The following is a 24,522-nucleotide window of genomic DNA, read 5'->3' on the forward strand; positions in this document are numbered from 1 at the left end:
CGGGGCCCTTCCGGGAGGTTCGTCCCGGCCCCCGCATGGAGGACGATCATGAGCACGGCGAGCACGCGACTGCCCGAGGGCCGTTACGGCCGTTCCTCGGACGAGCGCGCCGACCGCAAGCTCAAGGCCGTCGGCACCGTCCTCGCCGTGGCGCTGCTGGGGCTCGTCGGCTGGTTCGGCTACCACTACGTCGCCCAGAGCAAGATCAGCGCCGAGGTGATCAGCTTCGAGCCGGGCAAGGAGTCCGTGCGGGTGCACCTGGAGGTCCGCAAGGACGCCGGCGCCGACGGCTACTGCACCGTGCGCTCGCAGGCCGAGAACGGCGCCGAGGTGGGCCGGGCCGACTTCCGCTTCGACGGGGACGCCACCCGCATCGACAAGGTCGTCACGCTGCGTACGACCTCCGAGGGGACCACGGCCGAGCTGCTGGGCTGCCACGCCGACTGACGACAACCGGGCGTCACCTGGAATACGTAGCGCCTGACCTGCGTTGACGTGAATCTGGTGGCTTATGTCCTCCCCCTTCTGCCCCTGAATTGTTAGGCTCGTGGTTTCGCCCATCCGTGAAGGAACATGCTTCTGGGTAGGGCGATGCTTTGTATTCCCAGTACCTACGAGGAGCACCTGTGACCCAGACCAGCGAGAACGTCACCTGGCTGACCCAGGAGGCGTACAACAAGCTCAAGGCTGAGCTTGAGTACCTTACTGGTCCCGCGCGGGCGGAGATCTCCGCGAAGATCGCCGCGGCGCGCGAGGAGGGCGACCTGCGTGAGAACGGCGGGTACCACGCGGCCAAGGAGGAGCAGGGCAAGCAGGAACTCCGTGTGCGCCAGCTCACCCAGCTCCTCGAGAACGCCAAGGTCGGTGAGGCGCCCGCGGCGGACGGCGCCGTGGCGCCCGGCATGGTCGTCACGATCGCGTTCGACGGTGACGAGGACGACACGCTGACGTTCCTGCTCGCCTCGCGCGAGTACGCGAGCGCCGACATCGAGACGTACTCCCCGCAGTCCCCGCTGGGCACCGGCGTGATCGGCCACAAGGTCGGCGAGGACGCGGAGTACGAGCTGCCGAACGGCAAGAAGGCCTCGGTGAAGATCCTGAAGGCCGAGCCGTACGAGGGCTGAGCACCCGACCGACCTTCGACCTGCCCCCGGCACCGCTGCGGCGCCGGGGGCATCGTCATACCGTCGCGGACCACGCGGCCTCCTGAGCCACAGCCGTCAGCCGGTCGCCCGGCGGTACTTGCGGACCGCGAGCGTGCGGAACACCAGGATGATCACGACCGACCAGATCAGCGAGGCCCACACGGGGTGCTGCATGGGCCAGGCGTCGGGCGTCTCGAAGCCCGGCGGAAGGTTGCCGAACAACTCGCGGCACGCCTGTACGACGGCGCTGAAGGGGTTCCACTCCGCGATGTGCCGCAGGAAGGACGGCATCAGGTTCGCGTCCACGAACGCGTTCGAGATGAAGGTCAGCGGAAACAGCCAGATCAGTCCGCCCGAGGTCGCCGCCTCCGGAGTGCGCACGGACAGTCCGATGAGCGCGCCGATCCACGAGAACGCGTACCCGAAGAGCAGGAGCAGGGCGAATCCGGCGAGGACCTTGCCGAAGTTCTCGTGCGTACGCCAGCCGACGATCACCGCGACGACCGCCAGGACGACGAGGGTGAGCGCCGTCTGCACCAGGTCGGCGATGGTCCGGCCGGTCAGGACCGCGCCCCGCGCCATCGGCAGCGAGCGGAAGCGGTCGATGAGTCCCTTGTGCATGTCGTCGGCGATGCCCGCACCCGCGCCCGCGGTGGCGAAGGTGACGGTCTGGGCGAAGATGCCGGCCATCAGGAACTCGCGGTACGCCTGGGTCGAGTTGGACGAGCCGACCTGGATCGAGCCGCCGAACACGTAGGTGAACAGCACCACGAACATGATCGGCTGGATGAGTCCGAAGATGAGCATCTCGGGGATCCGGCCCATGCGGATCAAGTTCCTGCGGGCGATGACCGCGGAATCGCTGATGGCGCTCACTGGACGGCCCCCTTGCCGTTCTCCTCGTCCTTGACCTCGGCCACGTGTCCCGTCAGGGACAGGAAGACGTCGTCGAGGGTCGGCCGGCGCAGGCCGATGTCGTCGATCTCGATGCCGCGGGTGTCCAGCTCGCGGATGACCTCGGCGAGGAGCTTGGCGCCGCCGGTCACGGGTGCGGTGAGCTTGCGCATGTGGTCCTCGACCGTGACCTCGCCCTTGCCGAAGCCGGTGAGGACCTCGGCGGCGGCCTGGATGTGCTCGCGCTCGTGGACCACGACCTCGACGCGCTCGCCACCGGTGCGGGCCTTGAGCTGGTCGGAGGTGCCCTGGGCGATGACCCTGCCGTGGTCGACCACCGCGATCTCGTGCGCCAGGTGGTCGGCCTCCTCCAGGTACTGCGTGGTCAGCAGCAGCGTCGTGCCGCCGGAGACCAGTTGCTTGATGACCTCCCACAGCTGCTGGCGGTTGCGCGGGTCGAGGCCGGTCGTCGGCTCGTCCATGAACATCACGGGCGGTGAGACGACGAGGGCCGCCGCGAGGTCGAGGCGGCGGCGCATGCCGCCCGAGTAGGTCTTGGTGGGGCGGTCGGCGGCGTCCGTGAGGTGGAACTGCTCCAGCAGCTCGGCCGCGCGCTCCTTCGCCGCCTTCGCCCGCATCTGGTAGAGCTGCCCGACCATCTGGAGGTTCTCGCGGCCGGTCAGGTATTCGTCGACGGCCGCGAACTGGCCGGACAGGCCGATGGAGCGGCGGACGGCGTCGGGCTGCTTGAGCACGTCGATGCCCGCGACGACCGCCCGTCCGCGGTCGGGGCGCAGCAGGGTCGTCAGGCAGCGGACGGTGGTCGTCTTGCCCGCGCCGTTCGGCCCGAGCAAGCCCAGGACGGTGCCCTCGGGCACGTCGAGGTCGACGCCGTCCAAGGCCCGTACGTCACCGAAGCTCTTGACCAGACCTTCGGCATAAATGGCGCTTGGCATATGAATCCCCACGTCTTGGTGACTGGCCGGACAGATGCCCGGTGAGGCTTCTCACAGACACACCATAACGCGATGTATCGCGTTTCTCAATGGGCCCCGTCCATGTCCGTTACGAGGGACGAAGGCGATCTTGACCGGCTCGGCAGCCAGGTCAGTCCATGACCGTGTAGCACGCCTCGCGCAGCGCCTGACCCACCTCGGCGCAGTGCGCCGGGCCCTTCGTCTCCAGGTGCAGCTCGACCTCCGCCTCCGTGAGCCCGAGCCGTGGGTCGGTCCGTACATGGCTCACATCGAGGACGTTAGCGTCGACCACTGACAACACGCCCAGGAGAGTGGCGAGAGCGCCGGGCCGGTCGGTCAGCCGGAGGCGAACCGCCAGGTAACGGCCCTGCGCGGCCATGCCGTGCCGCAGGACCCGCTGCATCAGCACCGGGTCGACGTTGCCGCCGGACAGCACCGCCACGACCGGGCCCTCGAAGGAGCCGGGCGCGCTCAGCAGCGCCGCGACCGGGCTCGCCCCGGCCGGCTCGACGACCAGCTTGGCCCGCTCCAGGCACAGCAGCAGCGCGGCGGACAGCTCGTCCTCGCTCACCGTGCGCACCTCGTCGACCAGCCGGCCGATGAGCCCGAAGGGCACGTCGCCCGGCCGTCCGACCTTGATGCCGTCGGCCATCGTCGCCGGGTTCCCGACCGTCACCGGCCGCCCCGCCGCCAGCGAGGGCGGATAGGCCGCCGCCCCGGCCGCCTGCACGCCGACGATCCTGAGGTCCGGCCGCAGGTCCTTCACCGCCACCGCGATCCCGGCGGCCAGCCCGCCGCCGCCGATGCCGACCACGATCGTGCGGACCTCGGGGCACTGCTCCAGGATCTCCAGGCCCACCGTGCCCTGGCCCGCGATGATGTCGGGATGGTCGAAGGGGTGGATGAACACCGCGCCCGTCTCGGCCGCGTACTCCTGCGCGGCGGCCAGCGTCTCGTCGACGACCTGGCCGTGCAGCCGCACCTCGGCCCCGTAGTCCCGGGTGGCGCTGACCTTGGGCAGCGGGGCGCCCTTCGGCATGAACACCGTGGAGCGCACGCCGAGCAGCGAGGACGCCAGGGCGACGCCCTGCGCGTGGTTGCCGGCGCTCGCGGCGACCACACCGGCGGCGCGCTCCTCGGGCAGCAGGCCGGCGATCCGGACGTACGCGCCGCGCAGCTTGAACGAGCCCGTCCGCTGGAGGTTCTCGCACTTGAGGTGCACCGGCGCGCCGACCAGCTGGGACAGGTGCCTGCTGCTCTCCATCGCGGTCACCCGCGCCACGCCCGAGAGCATCTTCTGGGCGCCGCGCACATCGTCGAGGGTGACGGGCTGCAAGGAGTCAGCCGTGCTGTAGCTCATGACTCCAGCATCGCAGTTCACGGGCGGGAACGGCCGTTGTGACCAACCTCCGAGACCCGCTTTGCGCAGCGCCGGTACGACCCGCCTTCCGGCCGCGTACCCTGTCCCCCAATCAGCCAGCCCTCCACGAAGTGAGCCCCCGGCCATGCCCACAACACCTGAAATGTCGATGGACATGACGACCGTCGGTGACACCGGTCTTCTCGACACGCTCCAGCACGAGGTGGCGCTGTTCGCCCGCCGTGCCGAACAGACCCGGCTCGGCGGGGTCGGGCAGGTGCGCAACTCCATGGACCGCGCCGCGTACCTGCTGCTCAACCGGCTCGACAAGGAAGGGCCGATGGGCGTCAAGGCGCTCGCCGCGAGCATGGGGATCGACTCGTCGACGGTCACCCGGCAGGTGGCTCCGCTCGTCGACACCGGTCTGGTCAAGCGCACCTCGCACCCCGAGGACGGGCGCGCGGTGGTGCTCCAGCTGTCCCCGCGCGGGCAGGCGCGCCTGGAGGAAGTCCGCTCGTCGCGGCGGCAGTTGATGGCCGAGCTGACCCACGACTGGGAGCCGGAGGAGCGCGAGGCGTTCTGCTCGCTCCTCACCCGCTTCAACACCGCGCTGTCCTCCCGGATGGCGGCGCAGGGGGTGCCGGGGCCGGAGGCGCAGTCGCCGTCCTGATCAGCCGTACGGGATCACGGAGGGGCGGACGCCGACACCGCCCGGAGTCCATGATCCACGCGCGCGTGACGAGCGGCCGGGCCGTGCGCGGCTCTTGACCGCGGGGGCGCTGCTGGCCTGATATGAGACCGGGTCCCCGTCGCACGCGGCCGGGCCCGCATCCTCAGGGTCGCCCTCAGGCGGGAGGCGCGGTGCGACAACGGCATGCGTCCCAGGCAGTCCGGCGGGCCCGGGAGTTTGAGGCGTTCGTCGCGGGCGCGGCCGGGCGGCTGCTGCACGCCGCCACCCTGCTCACCGCGGAGGCCCCGGACGACAACCCCCGCGCGCGGCGCCTGCTGACGCTGTCGCTGGCCCGCACGTACGCGTGCTGGGACCGGCTGCGCGGCGAGGATCCGTACGACCGCACCCGCCAGGACCTGGCCACCCGCTTCGCGCGCGGCGCCTGGCACCACTACGGCGCTCTCGGCCGCTCCCGCCCGCACCCCGGCAGTCCCCTGGCCCCGCTCACCCCGCAGGAGCGGCTGATCCTGGTGCTCAGGCTCCACGAGGGCGTCGCCGAGGAGCAGACGGCGGCCCTGCTCGGCCTGTCCACGGAGCGCGTACGGGCGATCTGCCACCGGGCGACGTCGACCCTGCTGCACCGGCCTCGGGGCCCGGCACCGGCGGTGCCGGCCGCGAAGGCGGTGCCGTCATGAACCCACCCGGCGAGAGCCCACCCGTCATGAGCCCACCCGGCGAGAGCCATTCCGACGAGCGCCGTCCCGACGCAAGCCGTCCCGACGTGAGGCCTCTCGTCGCAAGCCGTCCCGACGTGAGGCCTCCCGACGTGAGCCGTCCCGACGTGAGGCCTCCCGTCGCAAGCCCTTCCGACGAGCGGGGACGGGGATGAGGGGAACCGACCGCGAGGCGGCCGTGCGGCGGCTGCTGGAGCAGGCGCCGCGGCCCGTGCCGCCCGAGATCCACGCGGAGGCGGTGCGCCGGGGCGGGCGCATGCTGCGGCGCCGGACGCTCGCCCGCCGCGCGCTGTGGCTGCTGCTGTTCGCCGCGGCCGTGGCGTTCACGGTGTGGGCGCTGACGGCCCGCCCGTGGGTGGAGCCGCCGTCGGACACGACTCCACCCCTCACCGGCTGGTGACCCCGCGAGGGCCCGCCCCCGTCGCCTAGCCGAGCGCCTGCTGAAGGTCTTCCAGCAGGTCGTCGGCGTTCTCGATGCCGACGGAGAGGCGCACCAGGTCGGCCGGGACCTCCAGGGCCGAGCCGGCCGCGGAGGCGTGGGTCATACGGCCCGGGTGCTCGATCAGCGACTCGACACCGCCCAGGGACTCGCCCAGCGTGAACACCTTGGCGCGGTTGCAGACCTCGACGGCCGCCCCCTCGCCGCCCTCGACCCGGAACGAGACCATGCCGCCGAAGGACTTCATCTGCTTGGCGGCGACCTCGTGGCCGGGGTGCTCCGGCAGGCCCGGGTACAGCACGCTCGTCACGCGCGCGTGCCGGGTGAGCATGTCGGCGACCTTGGCGGCGTTCTCGCTGTGCCGGTCCATGCGCACCGCGAGCGTCTTGGTGCCGCGCAGCACCAGCCAGGAGTCGAACGGCCCGGCGACGGCGCCCATCGCGTTCTGGTGGAAGGCCAGCTCCTCGCCCAGGTCGACGTCGCTGGTGACCAGGGCGCCGCCGACGACGTCCGAGTGGCCGCCCATGTACTTGGTCAGCGAGTGCACGACGATGTCCGCGCCGAGCGCGAGCGGCTGCTGGAGGTAGGGCGTGGCGAAGGTGTTGTCGACGACGAGTCGGGCGCCGGCGTCCCGGGCGACCTGAGCGACGGCGGCGATGTCGGTGACGCCGAGCAGCGGGTTGGACGGGGTCTCCACCCACACGACCTTGGTCTTCGGGGTGAGGGCGGCCCGTACGGCGGCCGGGTCGCTCGTGTCGGCGACCGACCACTCCACGCCCCAGCGGGCGACGACCTTGGCGAACAGGCGGAACGTGCCGCCATAGGCGTCGTTGGGGATGACGACGTGGTCGCCGGGGCTGAGCAGCGTCCGCAACAGGCAGTCCTCGGCCGCCAGTCCGGACGCGAACGCGAGGCCGCGGCGGCCGCCCTCCAGGGCGGCGAGGTTCTCCTCCAGCGCGCTCCTGGTCGGATTGGCGCTGCGGCTGTACTCGTAGCCGCCGCGCAGGCCGCCGACGCCGTCCTGCTTGTAGGTCGAGACCTGGTAGATCGGCGGGACGACCGCGCCCGTCAGGGGGTCGGCGGTGTTGCCCGCGTGGATCGCGAGCGTCTCGAAGTGCTGACTGATGTGCCTGTCGCTCATGGGCACCGAGGGTAGTGCGCCGACGCGAAGAGTGCCGGACTACGAGGCGGCCGGGGCTCCGGGACGGGTTTTCCACAGGGCGGCGGGGGTCGCGCGGCCAGGTTTTCCACAGGTTCGCGGAGCAGGTTGGCCAATTGTCGGCGTGGTCTGGTTCGCTTGTGGCATGGAGATTCTCTGGGTCCTGATCGCACTGGTCATGCTGGGCTTCGTGCTGCTCCCCTTCATGCGGCGCAGGCGCGGTGCGGTCGGGCTGGTCTCGCCCGACCACCCGGACGCCGCGGACCCGGCGAACTACGGCTTCGTCCGCGAGGAGGAGCTCGACATCCGCATGCCCGGACCCGATCAGGACCTGCTGGACGTCCTGGACGTGGTGCAGCGCACGCAGGACTACCGCGCGGCCCGGCAGCTCCTCGCGGGCACGGAGACGGAGGGCGAGCGGCGCTGGCAGCGGGTGCAGGCCTTCGCGGGCGCGGCCTCGCTGGAGCTCTCGCAGCGACCCGGCGGGGTGAGCGAGGCACCGGGCGGGCAGTGGCTGCGGGTGTGGCGGGCCGAGGCGCCCAAGGACGCGGGCGGCGCGGCGGTGCACGCCGAGTTCCTGGTGCAGCAGGCGTGGCGGACGGCGACGCCCGGGACGGACGAGTTCCGGATCATCATGGAGGAGGCGAAGGCGGCGTGCGGCGAGGCGGCGCTGCTGGCCCCCGGGGACCCGATCCCGTACATCGTGGAGCTGTCGGTGGCCCGCGGGCTGGGCTATTCCCAGAAGGACTTCGAGCAGCTCTGGCTGAAGATCCTGGACCGCGCCCCGAACCACATGGGGGCGCACCTGGCCGCGCTGCACTACTGGTGCGAGAAGTGGCACGGCTCGCGTGACCTGGCCTATTCGTTCGCGGAGGCCGCGGCGGCCCGGGCCCCCCAGGGCTCCCTCCTGGCGGCGATGCCGCTCTTCGCGGTGTTCGAGCACCTCCCCGAGGTGACCCTGGTCAGCAGCTTCTGGCAGAGCGAGGTCGTCACGAAGGCGGTGCACGGCGCACTGCACGCGGTGCACTCGGCCCGCCCCGACGACCCGATGCTGGCGCATGTGCGGCACATGCTGGTCTTCTTCCTGGTCCGCGGCGAGCGCTGGTCCGAGGCCATGAACCAGCTGATACACATCGACGGCCACGTGGGCGCCCTGCCCTGGACCCTGTCGGCCGACCCGGCGGCGGAGTTCGCGGTGTACCGGGCGCTAGCGGTGGCGGGCTACGAGGCGAACGGCGGCAGCCCGGCGAGCCTGCCCCACTGAGGCGCGCCCCGGGCGGGCCAGGGCGGGGCCCGTACCGGAATTCCGGGAGGTCGCGCCGCGTTGAAGGGGGCGTCGCCCCGATTGGAGACCGCATGTTCCTGCACAGCCGTACGCCCCAGCTGCCGACCCCCGAGCAGGCGCTTCCCGGCCGCCCGGAGCCGGCGTTCACGGTCCCCGACCGCCACACCGTCCTCGGCAACCCGCTGCTCGGCCCCTACCCCGAGGGCCTGGAGACCGCCGACTTCGGCCTGGGCTGCTTCTGGGGCGCCGAGCGCAAGTTCTGGCAGCTTCCGGCCGGTGTGTGGACGACCCTGGTCGGCTACCAGGGCGGCCACACCGAGAACCCCACGTACGAGGAGGTCTGCTCGGGCCTGACCGGCCACACGGAGGTCGTGCGCGTGGTCTTCGACCCGCGGCAGATCTCCTACGAGCGCCTCCTGAAGACGTTCTGGGAGTCCCACGACCCCACGCAGGGCTTCCGCCAGGGCAACGACGTGGGCACGCAGTACCGCTCGGCGATCTACACCCACACCCCCGAGCAGGAAGCCACCGCCAAGTCCTCCCGCGCGGCGTACCAGAAGGTCCTCGCGTCCTCCGGCTACGGCGACATCACCACGGAGATCGTCCCGGCACAGGGCCGCCCCTTCTACCCGGCGGAGGGCTACCACCAGCAGTACCTGGACAAGAACCCGGCGGGCTACTGCGGCATCGGCGGGACGGGCGTGTCGTGCCCGATCGGCGTGGCCAGGGCCGACGGCTGAGGGCCGGCAGCGGCACCAGGGTGTCCGGCACGGCTTGAGCACCCAATAGGGTGCCTCCGTGACTGCGCCCCTGAGTTCCTCCAGATCCCGTGCCGCGCTGCGTGTATCCGCGCGCGTTTCGGCCGAGTTGCTGCTGGTGTTGGCCGGACTGGCCGTTGCTCTGTGGTTGTTGGGCCGGATGTGGTCCGTGGTGTGGCCGCTCGTGGTCGGGCTGCTGCTGACCACGCTGACCTGGCCGCTGGCCCGGTTCCTGCGGCGTCGCGGGTGGCCGCCCGCGCTCGCCGCGTCGGTGGTGACGGTGCTGTTCCTGCTGGTCGCCGTGGGCGTCGTGGCGTTGATCGCCGTGCCGGTGGCGTCCCAGTCGGGTGAGCTGACCGACGGGGTGGTGGAGGGCATCCAGCGGCTGCGCGAGTGGGCCGCCGGGCCGCCGTTGAACATCGGGGACGCGCAGATCAACAAGGCCTTCGACAGCGCGGTCTCCCGCGCTCAGGAGGGCCTGGGCAGCATGGTGGGCGCGGTCGTCACGGGCGTGAGCACCGTGGTGAACGGCGTCGTCACCGCCGTCCTGGCCCTCTTCCTGATGTTCTTCTTCCTCAAGGACGGCCCGCGGTTCCTGCCCTGGCTCGGCCGTCAGCTGCCCGGCCGGCTCGCCACCGACGTCCCGACCGTGTTCGCGCGCGGCTGGGCCACGCTGGGTGCCTTCGTGCGTTCCCAGGCGGCTGTCGGCCTGCTGGACGCCGTGCTGATCGGCCTGGGGCTGTGGGTCCTGGGGGTACCGCTGGTGCTTCCCCTGGCGGTGCTGACCTTCGTCTCCGCGTTCGTGCCGATCATCGGCGCGCTGTTCGCCGGCTTCGTCGCGGTCCTCATCGCGCTGGTCTCCAACGGCCTGACGGACGCGCTGCTCGTGCTGGCCATCATCGTCGTGGTGCAGCAACTTGAGGGGAACGTCTTCCAGCCCATGATCCAGAGCCGGGGGCTCGGCCTCCACGCGGCCGTGGTGCTGCTGGCGGTGACGCTGGGCGGCAGTCTCGCCGGCATCGTGGGCAGCCTGCTCGCCGTACCCGTCGCCGCGCTGATCGCCGTGGTCTGGAATTACGTGCGCGAGCAACTCGTCGTCCCGCGACCCGAGGAACCGGGCCCCGGTGATCCGGGCCCCGACGAGCCGGCCACCGGCGCCCCGGTCCCGTCGTAAGAAACCGGCGCACGAACGGCACCCCCGCCCAGGCCGCGGGACACCGCCCAGGTCGCCGGGCCTCCTAGGTCGCGCACCCCCCAAGTCACGGCGCCCCGCCCAGGTCGCGGGGCGCCGTGTCGTCGCCGCGTCGCCCGTGCGCCGGATCCGCCGCGGGCCGTGGCCGCCGCGCAGCCTCCTACCCGCAAAGACCCGTAACCCCTGCCGGCAGGCAAAGCCCCGTACCCCCTGCTGCCCGGCAAAGCCCCGTAACCCACCCCTGCCCGCAAAGACCCATAACCCCGGCGGAAGCGGTTCCTCCCGCCATACGCTCCCTCCCATGGTTCTCAGCCGAGCGTTACAGGTGATCATGGTCGTCGCCCTGGCCCTCGCGGGGGCGGTCCAGGGCACAGCTCACGCCGGGGAGCGCGGGCCGGCGGACGGACGGCAGCTGCTGTTCTACAACCACGCCTACGGCGTGCTCGACCGCGAGACCGCCGACGCCATCGAGCACTCCTCCTACCTGCGCGACTTCGCGAACTTCCAGGTCCGCACCACGACCGGCTCCGGCGGGCAGACCTGGACCGGCCGCTATCTGATGGGCCGCGAGACCTACGTCGAACTGTTCGGCGTGGGCGATCTGCCCGGCCAGGACGGCACCCTCGGCTCCGCCGGCCTGGGCGTGTCGACCGAGCGGGCCGGGGACCTGGCCGCGGTGACCGAGCGCCTGCGGCAGCAGGGCGTCACCGACCCGATCGAGTTCCGGCAGACGCGCGACTTCGGTGACGGCGCCCCCGTGCCGTGGTTCGACGCCGTCTTCACCACCGGCCAGTACGACCGGTTCGGCGCCTGGGGCATGGAGTACCGGCCGGAGTACTTCGCCGACCCGCGCAGCAACACCGAGCCCGCCGCACACCCCGGTGACGTGGGCCGGGAGCGCTACCTGTCCGACGCCTACCGCGACCACCTGATGCGGGACGTGACCGGCATCCGCCTCGCGGTGACCGCGCGGGACCTCGCCAACACGGTGCCGTTGCTGAAGGCCGGCGGGTTCGCCGTCCGTTCGCTGCCGGGCGGAGGCGTCCTCGCGAAGGGCGGTGGCACCACACTGCGCTTCGACGCCGTGCCCGTCGACCAGGTGGGTCTGCAGCAGGTCGAGATGGTGCTGAACCGGCCGGTGCCGGACCGGCACGTGGAGCGGATCGGCCACTCGGACCTCGTCGTCGGCCCGGGGTCCCGCGCGGTGTGGACCTTCGGGGGCCAGGACCGGCCGAGCGCCTCCGGGTAAGGCCTAGCCGAGCCTCTCCGCCAGGAACTCCTCCCAGGTCCGCTTCCCCGCCTCGGCCCCCTCCAGCGTCAGGTTCGCCCCGGCCCGGTACGCCCGCCCCGCCTTCCCTGGGATACGGACGGGCAGCATGGGGCGGCGCCTGCCGCGCAGGCGGAGGTAGGGGCGGGCCAGGGCGGCGAGGTCGTGGACGTGCGGGCCGGTCAGGTCCGGGACCAGGCCGGCCGGGGCGCCGAGGGCCAGCTCCGCGAGGCGGGCCGCGACCTCGCGGGAGTCCACCGGCTGGAGCCGGAGACCGCCGGGGACCGGGAACACCGGCAGCTTCGCCAGCTTCTCGACCATGGTCAGCGTGAGGTCGTGGAACTGGGCGGCGCGCAGGGTCGTCCACGGGATGCCCGATTCCGCGACGGCCCGCTCCGACTCCAGCTTCGTGCGCATCCAGGCCAGCGGGACCCGGTCCGCGCCGATGACCGAGATGTAGACCAGGTGCCGTACGCCGGCCCGGGACGCGGCGCGCACCAGGGTGCGGGTCGCCTCGTCGTCGCCCTTGGGGCCGCCCGCGAGGTGCAGCACGGTCTCCGCGCCCTCGACGGCGGCCGCCACGCCCTCGTCCTTCAGCAGGTCGCCGGTGACGTACGCGATGCCGTCCGCGGCCGGGCGCGGGCTCCGGCTGAGGATCCGCACCTCGTGGCCGGACGCGCGCAGCAGGGGGACGACGTGGCCGCCCAGGGTGCCCGTGCCGCCGGTGACCAGGATCGGTGATGTCATGACTCGCTCCCCGGCTCTTCGCCTTGTGATGTCGCCTTCGCCGGTATGACGGGCAGCGGCGCGAAGGTGTGACGAGCCGGGGGCACGAAGGTTCGACGAGCGGGGCGTGAGGGATCAGCCGCCGCTGCCGTACGGCCTCGTGATGATCTCCAGGCGGTGGCCGTCGGGGTCGTCGAAGTACGCGCCGCGGCCGCCGTCGTTGTGGTTGATCTCGCCGGGACGGCTGTGGAACGGGTCCGCCCAGTACGTCAGACCGGCCTCCTGGATGCGGGCGAAGATCTCGTCGAACTCCTCCTCCGAGACGAGGAAGGCGTAGTGCTGCGGCGTGATGGCGCCGGGGCTGTCCATGAAGTCGAGCGTCACGCCGTTGGAGATCTCGACCGGGAGGAACGGTCCGTAGGGCGGGCTCACGTCGAGCCCCAGGATGTCGGCGAGGAACCGGGCCGAGGCGCGCTTGTCGTGCGCGGCGACGATGGTGTGGTTCAGCTGCACGGTCATGGTGGGCCTCCCCTCCCGACCCACGATACGGCCGTACCGGCGGTGGCCGCCCGGACGACGCCGAGGGCCCCGGCACACGGCCGGGGCCCTCACCGGGGATACGGATCAGATCGTCGCCGTGTCGATCACGAACCGGTACCGCACGTCACTGGCGAGCACCCGCTCGTACGCCTCGTTGATCTGGTCGCCGCGGATCAGCTCGATCTCGGCGCCGAGGCCGTGCTCGGCGCAGAAGTCCAGCATCTCCTGGGTCTCCGCGATGCCGCCGATCATGGAACCGGCGAGGGTCTTGCCGCCGCCGATCACCGAGAAGAGGTTGAGGGAGATCGGCTCCTCGGGGGCGCCGACGTTGGCCAGCGTGCCCTCGGTCTTCAGCAGTGACAGGTAGGCGCCGAAGTCCAGCGGGGCCGAGACCGTGGAGACGATCAGGTCGAAGGTGCCGGCCAGCTCCTCGAAGGTCTTCGGGTCGCTGGTGGCGTAGTAGTGGTCGGCGCCCAGCTTCAGGCCGTCCTCCTGCTTGCGCAGGGACTGCGACAGCACGGTCACCTCGGCGCCGAGCGCGTGCGCGATCTTCACGCCCATGTGGCCGAGGCCGCCCAGGCCGACGATCGCGACCTTCTTGCCGGGGCCGGCGCCGAAGCGCCTGAGCGGCGAGTAGAGGGTGATGCCGGCGCACAGCAGCGGCGCGGCGACGTCGAGGGAGAGGCCGTCGGGGATGCGGACGACGAAGTTCTCGTCGACGACGACCTTCTGCGAGTAGCCGCCGTAGGTGGGCTCGCCGTCCTTGCCGATGCCGTTGTAGGTCGGGACGTTGCCCTGGACGCAGTACTGCTCGCGGCCGGCCTTGCAGTTCTCGCACTCGCGGCAGGAGTCGACCATGCAGCCGACGCCCACGCGGTCGCCGACGGCGAACTTCGTGACGCCCGGACCGACCTCGGAGACGACACCGGCGATCTCGTGGCCGGGGACCATCGGGAAGATCGCCTCGCCCCAGCCCTCGCGGGCCTGGTGGATGTCGGAGTGGCAGATGCCGGCGAACTTGATGTCGATCAGGACGTCGAACTCGCCGACCTGGCGGCGCTCGATGGTGGTGCGCTCCAGCGGAGCCTTGGGCGCGGGGGCGGCGTACGCAGCAACAGTGGTCATGCCGGGGGTTCTCCTAGCAGGGTCTTCGTGCCCGGCTGCCTTCGGGATGTTCTGACCGGGCACGATCACCAGCGTGCGGGATGTCCGGGCGCTCACCCAGACCACGGTTCTGCGTACGCACAGCGTGCGTACCACTGGCGGGGTCAGGCTCGTGTGCGTACGACCGTGAATACTGGAGGGCATGGACGTACAGCCCGAACCCGCACGGACAGCCGGTGGCGGCCTGGATCCGCGTGCCGAGCTCAGCGAGTTCCTGCGCACCCGGCGGGCCCGGCTGAAGCCGGAGGACGTGGGGCTGCCCGACTTCGGGCGGCGGCGCGTGCCGGGACTGCGCCGCGAGGAGCTGGCGCAGCTGGCCGGGGTGTCCGTGGCGTACTACACACGGCTGGAGCAGGGCAACGGGCGCAACGTCTCGGCGGAGGTGCTGGACGCCATCGCGCGCGCCCTGCGGCTGTCCGGCGCCGAGCACGCGCATCTGATGCACCTGGCGAAGCCGAAGCAGCACAAGAAGAAGTCGGTGGCGCGCAGCCAACAGGTGCGGCCGGCGCTGCGGCATCTGCTGGACTCGATCGACAGCGTCCCGGCGTACGTCGTCGGGCGCCGCTCGGACGTCCTGGCCTGGAACCGGATGGCCGCGGCCCTCTTCGGCGACTGGGCGGAGCTGCCGGCCCAGGAGCGCAACTGGGCGCGGCTGGTGTTCCTCAGGCCCGAGTACCGCGAGCTGTTCGTCGAGTGGGACCGGAAGGCCTCCGACATCGTCGGCTATCTGCGCATGGACGCGGGCTGCCATCCGGACGACCCGCAGCTGTCCGCCCTGGTGGGCGAACTCTCCGTGAAGAGCGAGGAGTTCCGCCGGCTGTGGGCCGCGCACGACGTCAAGGAGAAGAGCTACGGCGTCAAACGCCTGCGCCACCCCCTGGTCGGCGACCTGACCCTGTCCTTCGAGACGTTCCGCCTGGTCGACGATGCCGAGCAGTCCCTGATCACGTACCACGCGGAGCCGGACTCCCCATCGGCGGAGGCCCTGCGGCTGCTGGCGAGCTGGGGGGCGGACGCGCTGCGCTCGGGCACCGGGGCGTCATCCGCCCCGCCGGCCTGACAGACTCCGCCGCCCGCCGCTCACCCCTGGTACGGCGGAGCCGCGCCCCACGTCCACGTGGGCACCGCCTGCTCCGCCGGAGGCTTCGCGCCCGGGCTCGAGAAGTGGACGGCGAGTCGGGTCCCCCACTCCACGTACGCCAGGAACGCCGAGCGGAACTCCGCGTCGGTGGGCAGGCCCGCCTCGTCCGCTCGGGGCCGAGCCCCGCGAACACCGGTGCCAGGAGGTCGTCCTTCAGCACCTCGTAGTCGACGCAGTGTGTGGGCCGTCATGGGCCCACAGAAGCACGAACCGCCCGCCGGAAGCTTCTCTTCCGGCGGGCGGTTCGCTAACGGGCGCTACGGATCACTTGCCGTAGTACGCGTTGTAGATCGAGATCGTCGACTTGTTGCCCTTCTTGTCGGCGATCTTGGCGTGGAAGGAGATGGCCTTCCCCTTCGCCGGGTTCTTGAAGCTGACCTTGCCCTTGGTGACGGTGAGCTTCTTCCAGGTCTTGCCGTAGTCGTACGACACGTACACCGACAGCGACTTCAGGTTGCTGCCCTTGGCCGCGCCCTCGACGGTGACCGGGATGCTGACCGTCTTGCCGGCCGCGACCTTGCTGTCCAGACCCGTGGCCGCGTTGAAGCGGGCCGTGGAGGCGGGCAGCTGCTTGAGGTCGGCGGTCTTCTTCGAGCGGAACGTCCAGCTGGCGTCGATGCGGGTGGAGGCCGCCGCGACCTTGACGCTGCGCTTGACCGACGTCGTCAGCTTGTACTCGGCGTCACCGGCCGGGACCGTGAACGGCTTCTCGCCGAACAGCGGGTCGTCGTTGCTGCCGACCTTCTTGCCGTTGCGGTACAGGGTCGTGGCCGCCGACGTGAACTGCGAGTAGCCCACGTTGCCCTTGCCGTCGGCGAACAGCGGCAGGGAACCGTAGATCTCGTTGCCCTCGCGGAAGATGCCGAAGTCGGCGTTGAGCCGCGGTCCGAAGACGGCCGTGTTGACGGTCTTGGAGTAGCTCTTGCCGGCCGCGTACTTCTGCTGGCCCATCGAGTAGGCGGCCTCGTCGACCGGGAAGCCGTCCGCGTCCACCCCGCCGTACTGGGCGAACTCGAGCTGCCACTCCACACCGCCCAGGGCGGACAGGTGCAGCGTCCGGGTGCCGGGCAGGGTCTGCTGGATGCCGATCGAGGAGGCGCTGTTGCTCCACGGCATCCAGCCCACCGCGTTGATCGCGCCCTTCTTGCCGCTCGCCGCGGCACCGAGGCCGACCTTCACCGTGGCCAGCTCACCGGCCTTGTAGTGCTTGGTGAAACCGGTGGCGAGCTGCTTGACCGGGCCGCCGGCGACGGTGTTGTACTCCTCCTTGTCGCCCTTGCTCCAGTGGCCGTCCCACTGCTGGGTCACCGAACCGTCGGTGATCTGCGGGCCGACGTGGGCGGTGCGGATGTCGGCGAAGGAGTCCAGCCACCAGCCGAAGCCGTAGCTGGAGTCACCGGCCTCCACGGTGTAGTCGGCGGAGGCGAACTCCGACTTGGTGCCCGTGGCCGGGACGGTGATGTCCACCGCCTTGGCCTTGCGGGCGTCCAGCGTGACCGTCGTGTTCTTGGTGACGTTCAGCTTGGGCTGCGCGAGCCAGTCGACGCCCTCGAACTTCTCCGGGTCGTCGCCCGCGTAGACGTGCGTGTTGAGGATGTAGGTGCCCTTGGGCAGCCGCGCGGTGACCGTGCCGTCCGCGTCGTACGGCATGGCCCCCTTGCCCTTGCCCAGGCCCGCGATGCCGGTCAGGTCGGAGCTGTAGTTCTTCGCCGGCTTGCCGTCACGGTCCAGGACGTTCAGCGTGACGTCGTACGACTCGACCTCGCGCTGCACCGCGGCGGCGGTGCGGATCGTCTGGCCGCCGCCCGTCGCCGTCACGTACGACGAGTAGGCGCCGTCGACGGTGCCGCCCAGCTTGGTGTCGACCGTGAACGGGACGGAGGCCTTGCCGCCGGCCGGGACGGTCACCGAGGTGGCCCCGAGCTTGAAGAAGCCGGCCGGGGCGGCCTGGCCCTTCGGGTTGGTGGCGGTCGCCGCCAGCTTCAGCGTGACGTCCTTCGTACCGAGGTTGCGGTACGTCAGCTCCTTGGTGACCGGCTTGTCGTCGGTGTGCGGCCACTGCTGGATGCCGAAGCTCACGGACGACGGCTCGGCGATCACGGACTGCGTGATGGCCTTGTCGACCTGGATACGGCCCGAACCCTGCTGGAACGGCGTGTACTTGCCGCCCTTCGTGGAGCCGGTGAGGGCACCCTTCAGCTCGGCGTACTTCCACTCGGGGTGCTGCTGCTTCAGGATCGCCGCCGCGCCCGCGACATGCGGCGTCGCCATCGACGTACCGGAGATCGTCATGTAGCCGGCCGGCTTCTCGCCGACCTCGTCGGCTATCTGGTTGCCGGGGGCGGAGGCCGCGGTGATGTCCACGCCGGGCGCGGTCACGTCGGGCTTGAGGGCGCCGTCCATGCCGGGGCCGCGGCTGGAGAAGTCCGCCAGCACGTCCTTGTCGTCGACCGCGCCGACGGTCAGGGCCGCTGCGGCGCTGCCCGGGGAGCCGATGGTCTGGTCGCCGAAGTCGCCCTCGTTGCCGGCCGCGATGGCGAACAGGACGCCCTTCTCCTCGGACAGCTTGTTCACCGCCGCTTCCAGCGGGTCGATCGCGGGCGTGTCGCCGCCGCCCAGGCTCATGTTGATGACATCGGCGCCCTCGGCGGCGGCCCACTCCATGCCGGCGAGGATCTCGGAGTCGCTGCCGAATCCGCTGTCGTCGAGCACCTTGCCGTTGAGGACCTTCGCGCCGGGCGCGACGCCCTTGTACTTGCCGCCGGACTTCTTGCCGGTGCCGGCCGCGATGGAGGCGACGTGCGTGCCGTGGCCGACCTTGTCGGTGGCGTCGGGCGAGGTGGTGAAGTTCTTGGCGCCGACGACCTGGCCCTTGAGGTCGTCGTGGGTGGCGTCGACACCGGTGTCCAGGACGGCGATCTTGACGCCCTTGCCGTCGTAGCCGGCCGACCACGCCTTGGGGGCGCCGATCTGCGGGACGGACTTGTCGAGGCTGGCCTTGCGGACGCCGTCGAGCCAGACGTGCGCGATACCGGAGGCGGTCTTGTCGCCGTTGGTGACCGCGTCCCACAGCTCGGGCGTGTCCTGCTGCGGCGCCTGCACGGCGTCCGCGTTCAGGGACTTGAGCGAGTGGCTCAGCGTGCCCGCGTCGCGGACGTCGGCCTTGGCGGCCGCGGCGCTGCCCTGGTAGCCGACGATGACCTTCAGGCCCTTCTTCTGGGCCTTGCGGGTCGCGGACTTGTTGAGCTCGGTGACGTCGAAGAGCCGCTGGTCGAGCTTGCCGGTGGCGACCAGCCGGGCCGCGTCGGCCGGGATCACGAGGGTGTGGCCGTCGAGCTTGCGGACCTGGACGGGTATGTCCTCACGGCCCTTGGCCCGCTCCAGACCGATGACACGGCCCTTGGCGTCCAGGGCGACCCGGTCACCGGTGATCAGCGTGATGTGGTGCTTGGCGGTGAGCGAAGCCGGCTTGGACGCGGCGGCGGTCTGCTCGCCGTTGGCCGACGCCGGGCTGGTCATACCCGCTGCGAGGGCGACGGCTGCCGCTGTGGCGACCGTGGCCGCGTACGCCCTTTTCACTTGTCTGCGCAAGTTTCCCCCTTGCAGAAGTACCGGGCGAATTCCCCGTTCACCCGGCCGGGGGTGGTCTCGTACGCATGCTCGTACACCCCCCGGAATACGCAGTATGCCGAGGGGTGATCAGCTGCTCAATAGATGAGAAGAGGCTAAGAAATCCGTCGGCTGACTGTTACACGGCTGCCGGAACTCCGTTACAGGGTTGGACGATTACGCACGCGTGTTCACCTTGACAGTGATGTGGCTGTTGTGCGAAGAGCCCGCACACGAGAGGCGGGTGAGCAGACGAGACCGCCGCCCGTCCCTTTCGGGGCGGGCGGCGGTCTTCCTACGGGGAGCTGAGGAACCGTCAGAGCTCCGAGCCGGCCTTCCAGTCGGCCCAGCTCATGTTCCAGCCGTTGAGGCCGTTGTCCGGCGCGATGGTCTTGTCGCCGGTGTTCTCGACGACCACCACGTCACCGATCATCGAGTTGTTGTAGAACCACGCGCCCGGCGTGTTCGGGTCGTCGGCGCCCTTGGCGTCCTGGAGGCCGACGCAGCCGTGGCTCGTGTTCGCGTTGCCGAAGATGGACTTCGGGCCCCAGTAGTTGCCGTGGATGAACGTGCCGGAGCTGGAGAGGCGGATGGCGTGCGGCACGTCCTTGATGTCGTACTCGCCCTTGCCGTCGTCGTCCGTGAAGCCCACGGTCGCGCCGTTCATGCGCGTCTCCTTGAACTTCTCGGACATCACCATGATGCCCTGGTACGTCTTGTTCTCCGGCGAGCCGGCGGAGATCGGGATCGTGCGGACGGTCTTGCCGTCCTGCGTGATCTTCATCTGCTTGGTCTTCGCGTCGACGTACGAGACCTGGTTGCGGCCGATCTTGAAGGTGACCGTCTTCTGCTGGACGCCGTAGACGCCCTCGGCGCCCTCGACACCGTCGAGCGCGAGCTTCAGCGTGACGGTGGAGCCTTCCTTCCAGTAGTCCTCGGGCCGGCAGTCCATGCGGTTGGCGTTGAACCAGTGGCAGGCGACCTCCTGGCCGCTGGTCGTGCTGACCGTGATGCCCTTCTGGACGGCCGCCTTGTTGGTGATCGCCTTGTCGAAGTTGATCGAGACCGGCATGCCGACACCGACGGTGGTGCCGTCGTCCGGGGTGAAGTTGCCGATGAAGCTGTTGGCCGGGGAGACCGTGGTGAAGGAGGCGTTCTCGTGGGCGACGCGCCCGTCGGAGTCCTTCGCCTCCGCCGACAGCTTGTAGGTGGTGGAGCGCTCCAGCTGCGTGCTGGGCTTCCAGCTGGTCTTGTCGGCGGATATCTGGCCGCTGACCTCCGTGCCGTCGGAGGTGGTCATCTTCACGCTCGTGAGCGTGCCCTTGCTCACCGTGACGGCGGCGGAGTTGTTGATGGAGGCGTTGTCGGAGCCGTCCTCCGGCGTGATCTTGATCTGGGCCTCGGAGGTCTTCTTGGCCGCCGCCTCGTCGACCTTCGACTGGGAGCTGTCGCCGCCGTCGCCACCCGCGGCGCTGTCGTCGCCGCCGGAACACGCCGAGAGCACCAGCACTCCGCCGAGCAGTGCGGACGCGACCGTCAGGCCCTTGCGCCGCTTACTGACCGTCATCACACGCTTCTCCATCGTTGCCGATTTCCCCAAAACCCCGAATGTTCCCGTCGAAAATCCAAGTGCCCCCGTCAGGACTCGTGAGTCCTCGTCGAGAACTTTCAACGCTACGACCGGTTCGTCCGGTTCCCCAGGTGACGCAGGTGTGGGGATCACCACGTCCGTGGCGGACGGTGCCGGACGACGCGACTGCGGTCGTGCGCCCCCTGAGACGCGAAGACCCCGGACGGCGGTTGCCGCCCGGGGCACCAATTTCCCCAGCAGTCTCAGCGGTCGCCGTCCTCGTCGTCGACGACATCATCCTCGTCCAGGTCCCAATCCGGCGAATCGGGGTCGTACTCGATCCGCTCGCTGCTCCACGAGGCCTGCTGGAGCTCCACCCCCGGCACCTGGCTGACCAGGTCGAACGGGTCGACGAGGTAGGCGAGGGCCTCCGCGGTGTCTTCCGTCACAGCGCCCTCGGCGTGGGCCCGTTCCGCCTCGGGCAGCCCGGCGTCGTCGGCGAGACGGCGCAGCGCGGACTTCGTGACCGCGTCGGCGTCCTCGACCTCGAGAACAAGTTCCACCCGAACCCGTACAAAACGTGATGTCTCTGGAGTGCTCATGGCGGGAGCGTAAGGCCAGAAGCGCCCGTGACTTTCCCGTGACCCGCGCCTTTCACTAACATCGCCCCACACGGCCAATTCGCCAGCGCCACAAGGGGATCGATATTCCGTGTCATCCGCTCGCCGTCCGTTGCTGACCGCCACCGCCGCGGCGTCCCTGCTGGGCGCCCTGTGGTTCGTCCCGTCCGCCAACGCGACGTCGGACTCGCCGGTGAGAGACGCGGTCGCGGCGAGCCCGTCGCCGCAGGTCACGGAGCAGGCCCGGATCGCCGCCACCACCGCGGACGCCTCCGTCACCGGCACCCGGCTGGCCGACACCGGCAGCTTCGACAGCACGCCGTACGTGCTCGGCGGGACCTTCTGCCTGACGCTGGGGGCCGGGTTCGTCGTGTACTCGGTCCGCCGGGAACGGCTCGGTTTCTGACCGCACTTGAGAGGGGCCCTGCCGACCGGCAGAGCCCCTTCCGTCCGGGCGGCCGTCCTGCTGGAGCGGCCGGTCGTCCTACTGGAGCGGCCCGGTGACCGACTCCACCGCGGCCAGCAGCCGCCCGTCCCGCACGAACGCGTCCGCCGCGGCCAGGTCGGGCGCCAGGAACCGGTCGGGCCCCGGGCCCTGGACTCCCGCTTCCCGCAGGGCGTCGATGACCGCCCGCGTCGCGGGCGCCGGGGTCAGCCCCTCGCGCAGTTCGATCGCGCGCGTGGCGGCGTACAGCTCGACGGCCAGGACCCGGGTGAGGTTGTCGACGGCCGTGCGCAGCTTGCGCGCCGCCGACCAGCCCATCGAGACGTGGTCCTCCTGCATCGCGGAGGACGGGATCGAGTCGGCGGACGCCGGTACGGCGAGCCGCTTCAGCTCGCTCACCAGCGCGGCCTGCGTGTACTGAGCGATCATCAGGCCCGAGTCCACACCGGCGTCGTCGGCGAGGAACGGCGGCAGGCCGTGGCTGCGGTTCTTGTCGAGCAGCCGGTCGGTGCGCCGCTCGGCGATGGAGCCGAGGTCGGCGGCGGCGATGGCGAGGAAGTCCAGGACGTAGGCGACCGGCGCCCCGTGGAAGTTGCCGTTGGACTCCACACGCCCGTCGGGCAGCACGACCGGGTTGTCCACCGCGGAGGCCAGTTCGCGGTCGGCGACCAGCCGGGCGTGGGCCATGGTGTCCCGCCCTGCCCCGGCGACCTGCGGCGCGCAGCGCACCGAGTAGGCGTCCTGCACGCGCGGCGCGTCGTCCTGGTGATGCCCGGTCAGGCCCGAGCCCTTCAGCACGGCCAGCATGTTGGCGGCGCTGGCGGCCTGCCCCGGGTGCGGCCGGATGGCGTGCAGCTCGGGTGCGAGAACCTTGTCGGTGCCGAGCAGGGCCTCCAGCGACAGGGCGGCCGTGACGTCGGCGGACCGGTACAGGGTCTCCAGGTCGGCCAGGGCCATGACCAGCATGCCGAGCATGCCGTCGGTACCGTTGAGGAGGGCGAGGCCTTCCTTCTCGCGCAGTTCGACCGGCCGGATGCCGTGCGCGGCGAGCAGTTCGGCGGCCGGGCGTACGACGCCGTCGGGGCCCTCTGCGTCCCCCTCCCCCATGAGCGTCAGCGCGCAGTGGGACAGCGGCGCGAGGTCGCCGGAGCAGCCGAGGCTGCCGTACTCGTGCACGACCGGGGTGATACCGGCGTTGAGGAGGTCCGCCATGGTCCGCGCGACCTCGGGCCGGACGCCGGTGTGCCCCGAGCAGACGGTCTTCAGCCGCAGGAACATCAGGGCGCGGACGACCTCCCGCTCCACCCGCGGGCCCATCCCGGCGGCGTGCGAGCGGACGATGTTGCGCTGGAGCTGCGCGCGCAGGTCCGGGCTGATGTGCCGGGTCGCCAGCGCCCCGAAGCCGGTGCTCACGCCGTACACGGGGTCCGGCTTGGCCGCCAGCGCGTCCACGATCTCGCGGGCCGCGGCGAGGGCGGCCACGGCCTCCTCGGAGAGCTCGACGCGGGCACCGGCGCGTGCCACGGCGAGCACGTCGGACGCGGTCACCCCTGACGTCCCCACCACCACAGTGTGCATATCCATATTCAGGAGCGTACGCAGTGAATTCGATGATGTCACCACTGGGGGCGGGGTTCACCCCTTACTGATGCGTCACACCGCCCGGGCGACTTCAGGGCGCGTGCCGGCCGCGGAACCGCCGCCGCTCGCCGTCGGCCTCCTGGGACGGCTCGTCCGCGAGCCGCACCACGGGATCGTCGGGCCCGGCCCGCCCGGCGACCACCGGCCGGGCGGCCCGCTCGGCCTTGGCCCGGTACTGGGCGGCGTCGGCGAGCCGGAACAGCCGGCGCGCCGAGCGCACGGGCCCGATCGGATCCTCGGTGGACGCGACGCCGCAGGCCACGCCGTCCCCCAGCTCCAACTCGGCGGCCCGCCGGCACAGTTCGCCGGCCGCCTTCACGACCTGGTCGGCGGGCGGCCCGACCGCGAGCAGACAGAACTCGTCCCCGCCGAGCCGGGCCGCCAGGGCCCCCGGCAGCATGGCCCCGCACAGCGACAGCACCGAGCCGAAACGCTCCAGGAGCCGGTCGCCGACGGCGTGCCCATGGGTGTCGTTGACCCGCTTGAGCCCGTTGAGATCGCAGACGACGAGACTGACGACGGCGCCGTCCCTGCGGTGCCGCTCGATCGCCCGCTCCAGGCGTACGTCCACGGCACGGCGGTTGGCGAGTCCCGTCAGCGCGTCGGTGAACGCGAGACGGCGGGCCTCCTCCAGCCGCTCGGTCTGGGCGATACCGGCGGCCACGACGGAGGCCAGGACGGTGGCGAAGTCGGCGTCGGCCCGCTCGAAGACGGGCTCGCCGGCCGGCCGGGCGACGTACAGCTCGCCCCAGGCCCGGCCGTGCAGCACGATCGGCGCGACCACGCAGCAGCCGCGGCCCCGGCGGCGCAGGGCGGCGACGCGCTGGTGGCAGTACCCGGGCTGCCCGGCGGCGGGCCCCTCGGCGGTCTCCACCCACGCGTCCGGCTCCCCGCCGCCGGCCCACTGCTCGTGCAGGAACTCGGTGATCTCCGCGAACTGGTGCACCGGGTAGGCCTCGTCCTCGGGGAACTCCTCTTCCCCCTCGGCCAGCTCACCGACGTTCACAAGGACCTTCAGCCGCCCGAGCTCCCGCTCCCACACCGACAGCGCGGCAAAGCTCCCGCCCAGCGCCCGGCACGCCCCGGCAGCCGCGGCCCGCCACGCCTCACGCGACCCGTGCGCGGCCGCCATCCCCTGAGCCAACGCGACGACGGCCGCGAGCCGTCTGTCCTCACCCATCACTCC

Annotated in this window: 23 protein-coding genes and 1 pseudogene; 11 read left to right on the forward strand and 13 right to left on the reverse strand. The window is 71.2% G+C overall.

Annotated features, from left to right (window positions below):
• Positions 1 to 48: 48 nt before the first annotated feature.
• Both IE255_RS08870 and greA read left to right on the forward strand, forming a co-directional pair.
• Positions 49 to 447: a DUF4307 domain-containing protein gene (locus IE255_RS08870; RefSeq protein ID WP_190049635.1), complete on the forward strand. Its 399-nt coding sequence runs from the start codon at positions 49 to 51 to the stop codon at positions 445 to 447.
• A 179-nt stretch (positions 448 to 626) separates the two neighbouring features.
• A complete protein-coding gene (greA, locus tag IE255_RS08875; protein ID WP_031119760.1) occupies positions 627 to 1,124 on the forward strand; it encodes a transcription elongation factor GreA in 498 nt (165 codons plus the stop codon).
• A gap of 96 nt (positions 1,125 to 1,220) precedes the next feature.
• Here the strand turns inward: greA and IE255_RS08880 are convergent, their stop codons facing one another.
• The 3 genes from IE255_RS08880 to ilvA all read right to left on the reverse strand — a co-directional run bounded on the left by IE255_RS08880 (position 1,221) and on the right by ilvA (position 4,376).
• On the reverse strand, positions 1,221 to 2,021 hold the full coding sequence (locus IE255_RS08880) for an ABC transporter permease (RefSeq protein WP_190049636.1): 801 nt from the start codon (positions 2,019 to 2,021) through the stop codon (positions 1,221 to 1,223).
• On the reverse strand, positions 2,018 to 2,995 hold the full coding sequence (locus IE255_RS08885) for an ATP-binding cassette domain-containing protein (protein ID WP_190049637.1): 978 nt from the start codon (positions 2,993 to 2,995) through the stop codon (positions 2,018 to 2,020). Before IE255_RS08885 ends, IE255_RS08880 begins: the two co-directional genes overlap by 4 nt.
• Before the next feature lie 151 nt (positions 2,996 to 3,146).
• Positions 3,147 to 4,376, reverse strand: coding sequence for a threonine ammonia-lyase (gene ilvA / locus IE255_RS08890; protein WP_190049638.1), 1,230 nt, complete (start codon positions 4,374 to 4,376; stop codon positions 3,147 to 3,149).
• A gap of 163 nt (positions 4,377 to 4,539) precedes the next feature.
• On the opposite strand from ilvA, the gene IE255_RS08895 reads away from it, so the two are divergent.
• The 3 genes from IE255_RS08895 to IE255_RS08905 all read left to right on the forward strand — a co-directional run bounded on the left by IE255_RS08895 (position 4,540) and on the right by IE255_RS08905 (position 6,180).
• Entirely contained in the window at positions 4,540 to 5,046 is a 507-nt protein-coding gene (locus IE255_RS08895; protein ID WP_031119764.1) for a MarR family winged helix-turn-helix transcriptional regulator, read from the forward strand.
• Positions 5,047 to 5,237: 191 nt separating this feature from the next.
• Positions 5,238 to 5,741: a sigma factor-like helix-turn-helix DNA-binding protein gene (locus IE255_RS08900; RefSeq protein WP_190049639.1), complete on the forward strand. Its 504-nt coding sequence runs from the start codon at positions 5,238 to 5,240 to the stop codon at positions 5,739 to 5,741.
• A gap of 190 nt (positions 5,742 to 5,931) precedes the next feature.
• Entirely contained in the window at positions 5,932 to 6,180 is a 249-nt protein-coding gene (locus IE255_RS08905; protein WP_190049640.1) for a hypothetical protein, read from the forward strand.
• 25 nt (positions 6,181 to 6,205) lie between these two features.
• On the opposite strand, the gene IE255_RS08910 is transcribed toward IE255_RS08905, so the two are convergent.
• Positions 6,206 to 7,360 carry a cystathionine gamma-synthase gene (locus IE255_RS08910; protein WP_190049641.1) on the reverse strand — a complete coding sequence of 385 codons (1,155 nt, stop codon included), beginning with the start codon at positions 7,358 to 7,360 and terminating at the stop codon, positions 6,206 to 6,208.
• A 163-nt stretch (positions 7,361 to 7,523) separates the two neighbouring features.
• On the opposite strand from IE255_RS08910, the gene IE255_RS08915 reads away from it, so the two are divergent.
• The 4 genes from IE255_RS08915 to IE255_RS08930 all read left to right on the forward strand — a co-directional run bounded on the left by IE255_RS08915 (position 7,524) and on the right by IE255_RS08930 (position 11,862).
• Positions 7,524 to 8,642, forward strand: a complete 1,119-nt coding sequence (locus IE255_RS08915) for a hypothetical protein (RefSeq protein ID WP_190049642.1) — start codon at positions 7,524 to 7,526, stop codon at positions 8,640 to 8,642.
• 92 nt (positions 8,643 to 8,734) lie between these two features.
• Positions 8,735 to 9,403, forward strand: coding sequence for a peptide-methionine (S)-S-oxide reductase MsrA (gene msrA / locus IE255_RS08920; RefSeq protein WP_190049643.1), 669 nt, complete (start codon positions 8,735 to 8,737; stop codon positions 9,401 to 9,403).
• 58 nt (positions 9,404 to 9,461) lie between these two features.
• Entirely contained in the window at positions 9,462 to 10,595 is a 1,134-nt protein-coding gene (locus IE255_RS08925) for an AI-2E family transporter (RefSeq protein ID WP_190049644.1), read from the forward strand.
• Between the two features lie 319 nt (positions 10,596 to 10,914).
• Positions 10,915 to 11,862, forward strand: a complete 948-nt coding sequence (locus tag IE255_RS08930) for a DUF5829 family protein (protein ID WP_229906328.1) — start codon at positions 10,915 to 10,917, stop codon at positions 11,860 to 11,862.
• 3 nt (positions 11,863 to 11,865) lie between these two features.
• Here IE255_RS08930 and IE255_RS08935 read toward each other — a convergent pair whose 3' ends face one another.
• The 3 genes from IE255_RS08935 to IE255_RS08945 form a co-directional block, all read right to left on the reverse strand.
• A complete protein-coding gene (locus IE255_RS08935) occupies positions 11,866 to 12,627 on the reverse strand; it encodes an SDR family oxidoreductase (RefSeq protein ID WP_190049645.1) in 762 nt (253 codons plus the stop codon).
• 114 nt (positions 12,628 to 12,741) lie between these two features.
• Positions 12,742 to 13,125 carry a VOC family protein gene (locus IE255_RS08940; RefSeq protein ID WP_190049646.1) on the reverse strand — a complete coding sequence of 128 codons (384 nt, stop codon included), beginning with the start codon at positions 13,123 to 13,125 and terminating at the stop codon, positions 12,742 to 12,744.
• A gap of 105 nt (positions 13,126 to 13,230) precedes the next feature.
• The gene (locus IE255_RS08945; protein WP_190049647.1) at positions 13,231 to 14,271 is read right to left on the reverse strand and encodes an NAD(P)-dependent alcohol dehydrogenase; all 1,041 of its coding nucleotides are present in this window, start codon (positions 14,269 to 14,271) and stop codon (positions 13,231 to 13,233) included.
• Between the two features lie 181 nt (positions 14,272 to 14,452).
• Here IE255_RS08945 and IE255_RS08950 point away from each other — a divergent pair, with 181 nt between their 5' ends.
• On the forward strand, positions 14,453 to 15,370 hold the full coding sequence (locus IE255_RS08950) for a helix-turn-helix domain-containing protein (RefSeq protein ID WP_190049648.1): 918 nt from the start codon (positions 14,453 to 14,455) through the stop codon (positions 15,368 to 15,370).
• A gap of 20 nt (positions 15,371 to 15,390) precedes the next feature.
• On the opposite strand, the pseudogene IE255_RS39085 reads toward IE255_RS08950, so the two are convergent.
• The 4 genes and pseudogenes from IE255_RS39085 to IE255_RS08965 all read right to left on the reverse strand — a co-directional run.
• Positions 15,391 to 15,561 (reverse strand): annotated as a pseudogene (locus IE255_RS39085) (antibiotic biosynthesis monooxygenase); the annotation flags it as partial.
• Positions 15,562 to 15,715: 154 nt separating this feature from the next.
• On the reverse strand, positions 15,716 to 19,030 hold the full coding sequence (locus IE255_RS08955; RefSeq protein ID WP_190050087.1) for a S8 family serine peptidase: 3,315 nt from the start codon (positions 19,028 to 19,030) through the stop codon (positions 15,716 to 15,718).
• Between the two features lie 346 nt (positions 19,031 to 19,376).
• Positions 19,377 to 20,627: a L,D-transpeptidase gene (locus tag IE255_RS08960; RefSeq protein WP_190049649.1), complete on the reverse strand. Its 1,251-nt coding sequence runs from the start codon at positions 20,625 to 20,627 to the stop codon at positions 19,377 to 19,379.
• A gap of 266 nt (positions 20,628 to 20,893) precedes the next feature.
• Positions 20,894 to 21,193, reverse strand: a complete 300-nt coding sequence (locus IE255_RS08965) for a hypothetical protein (RefSeq protein ID WP_229906329.1) — start codon at positions 21,191 to 21,193, stop codon at positions 20,894 to 20,896.
• 148 nt (positions 21,194 to 21,341) lie between these two features.
• Here IE255_RS08965 and IE255_RS08970 point away from each other — a divergent pair, with 148 nt between their 5' ends.
• A complete protein-coding gene (locus IE255_RS08970) occupies positions 21,342 to 21,656 on the forward strand; it encodes a hypothetical protein (RefSeq protein WP_190049651.1) in 315 nt (104 codons plus the stop codon).
• A 78-nt stretch (positions 21,657 to 21,734) separates the two neighbouring features.
• On the opposite strand, the gene hutH is transcribed toward IE255_RS08970, so the two are convergent.
• Positions 21,735 to 23,273, reverse strand: coding sequence for a histidine ammonia-lyase (gene hutH / locus IE255_RS08975; RefSeq protein WP_190050088.1), 1,539 nt, complete (start codon positions 23,271 to 23,273; stop codon positions 21,735 to 21,737).
• 94 nt (positions 23,274 to 23,367) lie between these two features.
• Positions 23,368 to 24,516, reverse strand: coding sequence for a GGDEF domain-containing protein (locus tag IE255_RS08980; RefSeq protein WP_190049652.1), 1,149 nt, complete (start codon positions 24,514 to 24,516; stop codon positions 23,368 to 23,370).
• Positions 24,517 to 24,522 lie beyond the last annotated feature (6 nt).

Origin of the sequence: Streptomyces lomondensis (genome assembly GCF_014651035.1) — a bacterium.
GTDB classification, from domain to species: domain Bacteria; phylum Actinomycetota; class Actinomycetes; order Streptomycetales; family Streptomycetaceae; genus Streptomyces; species Streptomyces lomondensis.

What these genes read in the sequence shown, in the direction of transcription:
- IE255_RS08870 (WP_190049635.1), top strand. Translation starts at nt 49, where the DNA reads ATGAGCACGGCGAGCACGCGACTGCCCGAGGGCCGTTACGGCCGTTCC.
- IE255_RS08885 (WP_190049637.1), bottom strand. Translation starts at nt 2,995, where the DNA reads ATGCCAAGCGCCATTTATGCCGAAGGTCTGGTCAAGAGCTTCGGTGAC.
- ilvA (WP_190049638.1), bottom strand. Translation starts at nt 4,376, where the DNA reads ATGAGCTACAGCACGGCTGACTCCTTGCAGCCCGTCACCCTCGACGAT.
- IE255_RS08895 (WP_031119764.1), top strand. Translation starts at nt 4,540, where the DNA reads ATGTCGATGGACATGACGACCGTCGGTGACACCGGTCTTCTCGACACG.
- IE255_RS08905 (WP_190049640.1), top strand. Translation starts at nt 5,932, where the DNA reads ATGAGGGGAACCGACCGCGAGGCGGCCGTGCGGCGGCTGCTGGAGCAG.
- IE255_RS08910 (WP_190049641.1), bottom strand. Translation starts at nt 7,360, where the DNA reads ATGAGCGACAGGCACATCAGTCAGCACTTCGAGACGCTCGCGATCCAC.
- IE255_RS08915 (WP_190049642.1), top strand. Translation starts at nt 7,524, where the DNA reads ATGGAGATTCTCTGGGTCCTGATCGCACTGGTCATGCTGGGCTTCGTG.
- msrA (WP_190049643.1), top strand. Translation starts at nt 8,735, where the DNA reads ATGTTCCTGCACAGCCGTACGCCCCAGCTGCCGACCCCCGAGCAGGCG.
- IE255_RS08930 (WP_229906328.1), top strand. Translation starts at nt 10,915, where the DNA reads ATGGTTCTCAGCCGAGCGTTACAGGTGATCATGGTCGTCGCCCTGGCC.
- IE255_RS08935 (WP_190049645.1), bottom strand. Translation starts at nt 12,627, where the DNA reads ATGACATCACCGATCCTGGTCACCGGCGGCACGGGCACCCTGGGCGGC.
- IE255_RS08940 (WP_190049646.1), bottom strand. Translation starts at nt 13,125, where the DNA reads ATGACCGTGCAGCTGAACCACACCATCGTCGCCGCGCACGACAAGCGC.
- IE255_RS08945 (WP_190049647.1), bottom strand. Translation starts at nt 14,271, where the DNA reads ATGACCACTGTTGCTGCGTACGCCGCCCCCGCGCCCAAGGCTCCGCTG.
- IE255_RS08950 (WP_190049648.1), top strand. Translation starts at nt 14,453, where the DNA reads ATGGACGTACAGCCCGAACCCGCACGGACAGCCGGTGGCGGCCTGGAT.
- IE255_RS08960 (WP_190049649.1), bottom strand. Translation starts at nt 20,627, where the DNA reads ATGACGGTCAGTAAGCGGCGCAAGGGCCTGACGGTCGCGTCCGCACTG.
- hutH (WP_190050088.1), bottom strand. Translation starts at nt 23,273, where the DNA reads ATGCACACTGTGGTGGTGGGGACGTCAGGGGTGACCGCGTCCGACGTG.
- IE255_RS08980 (WP_190049652.1), bottom strand. Translation starts at nt 24,516, where the DNA reads ATGGGTGAGGACAGACGGCTCGCGGCCGTCGTCGCGTTGGCTCAGGGG.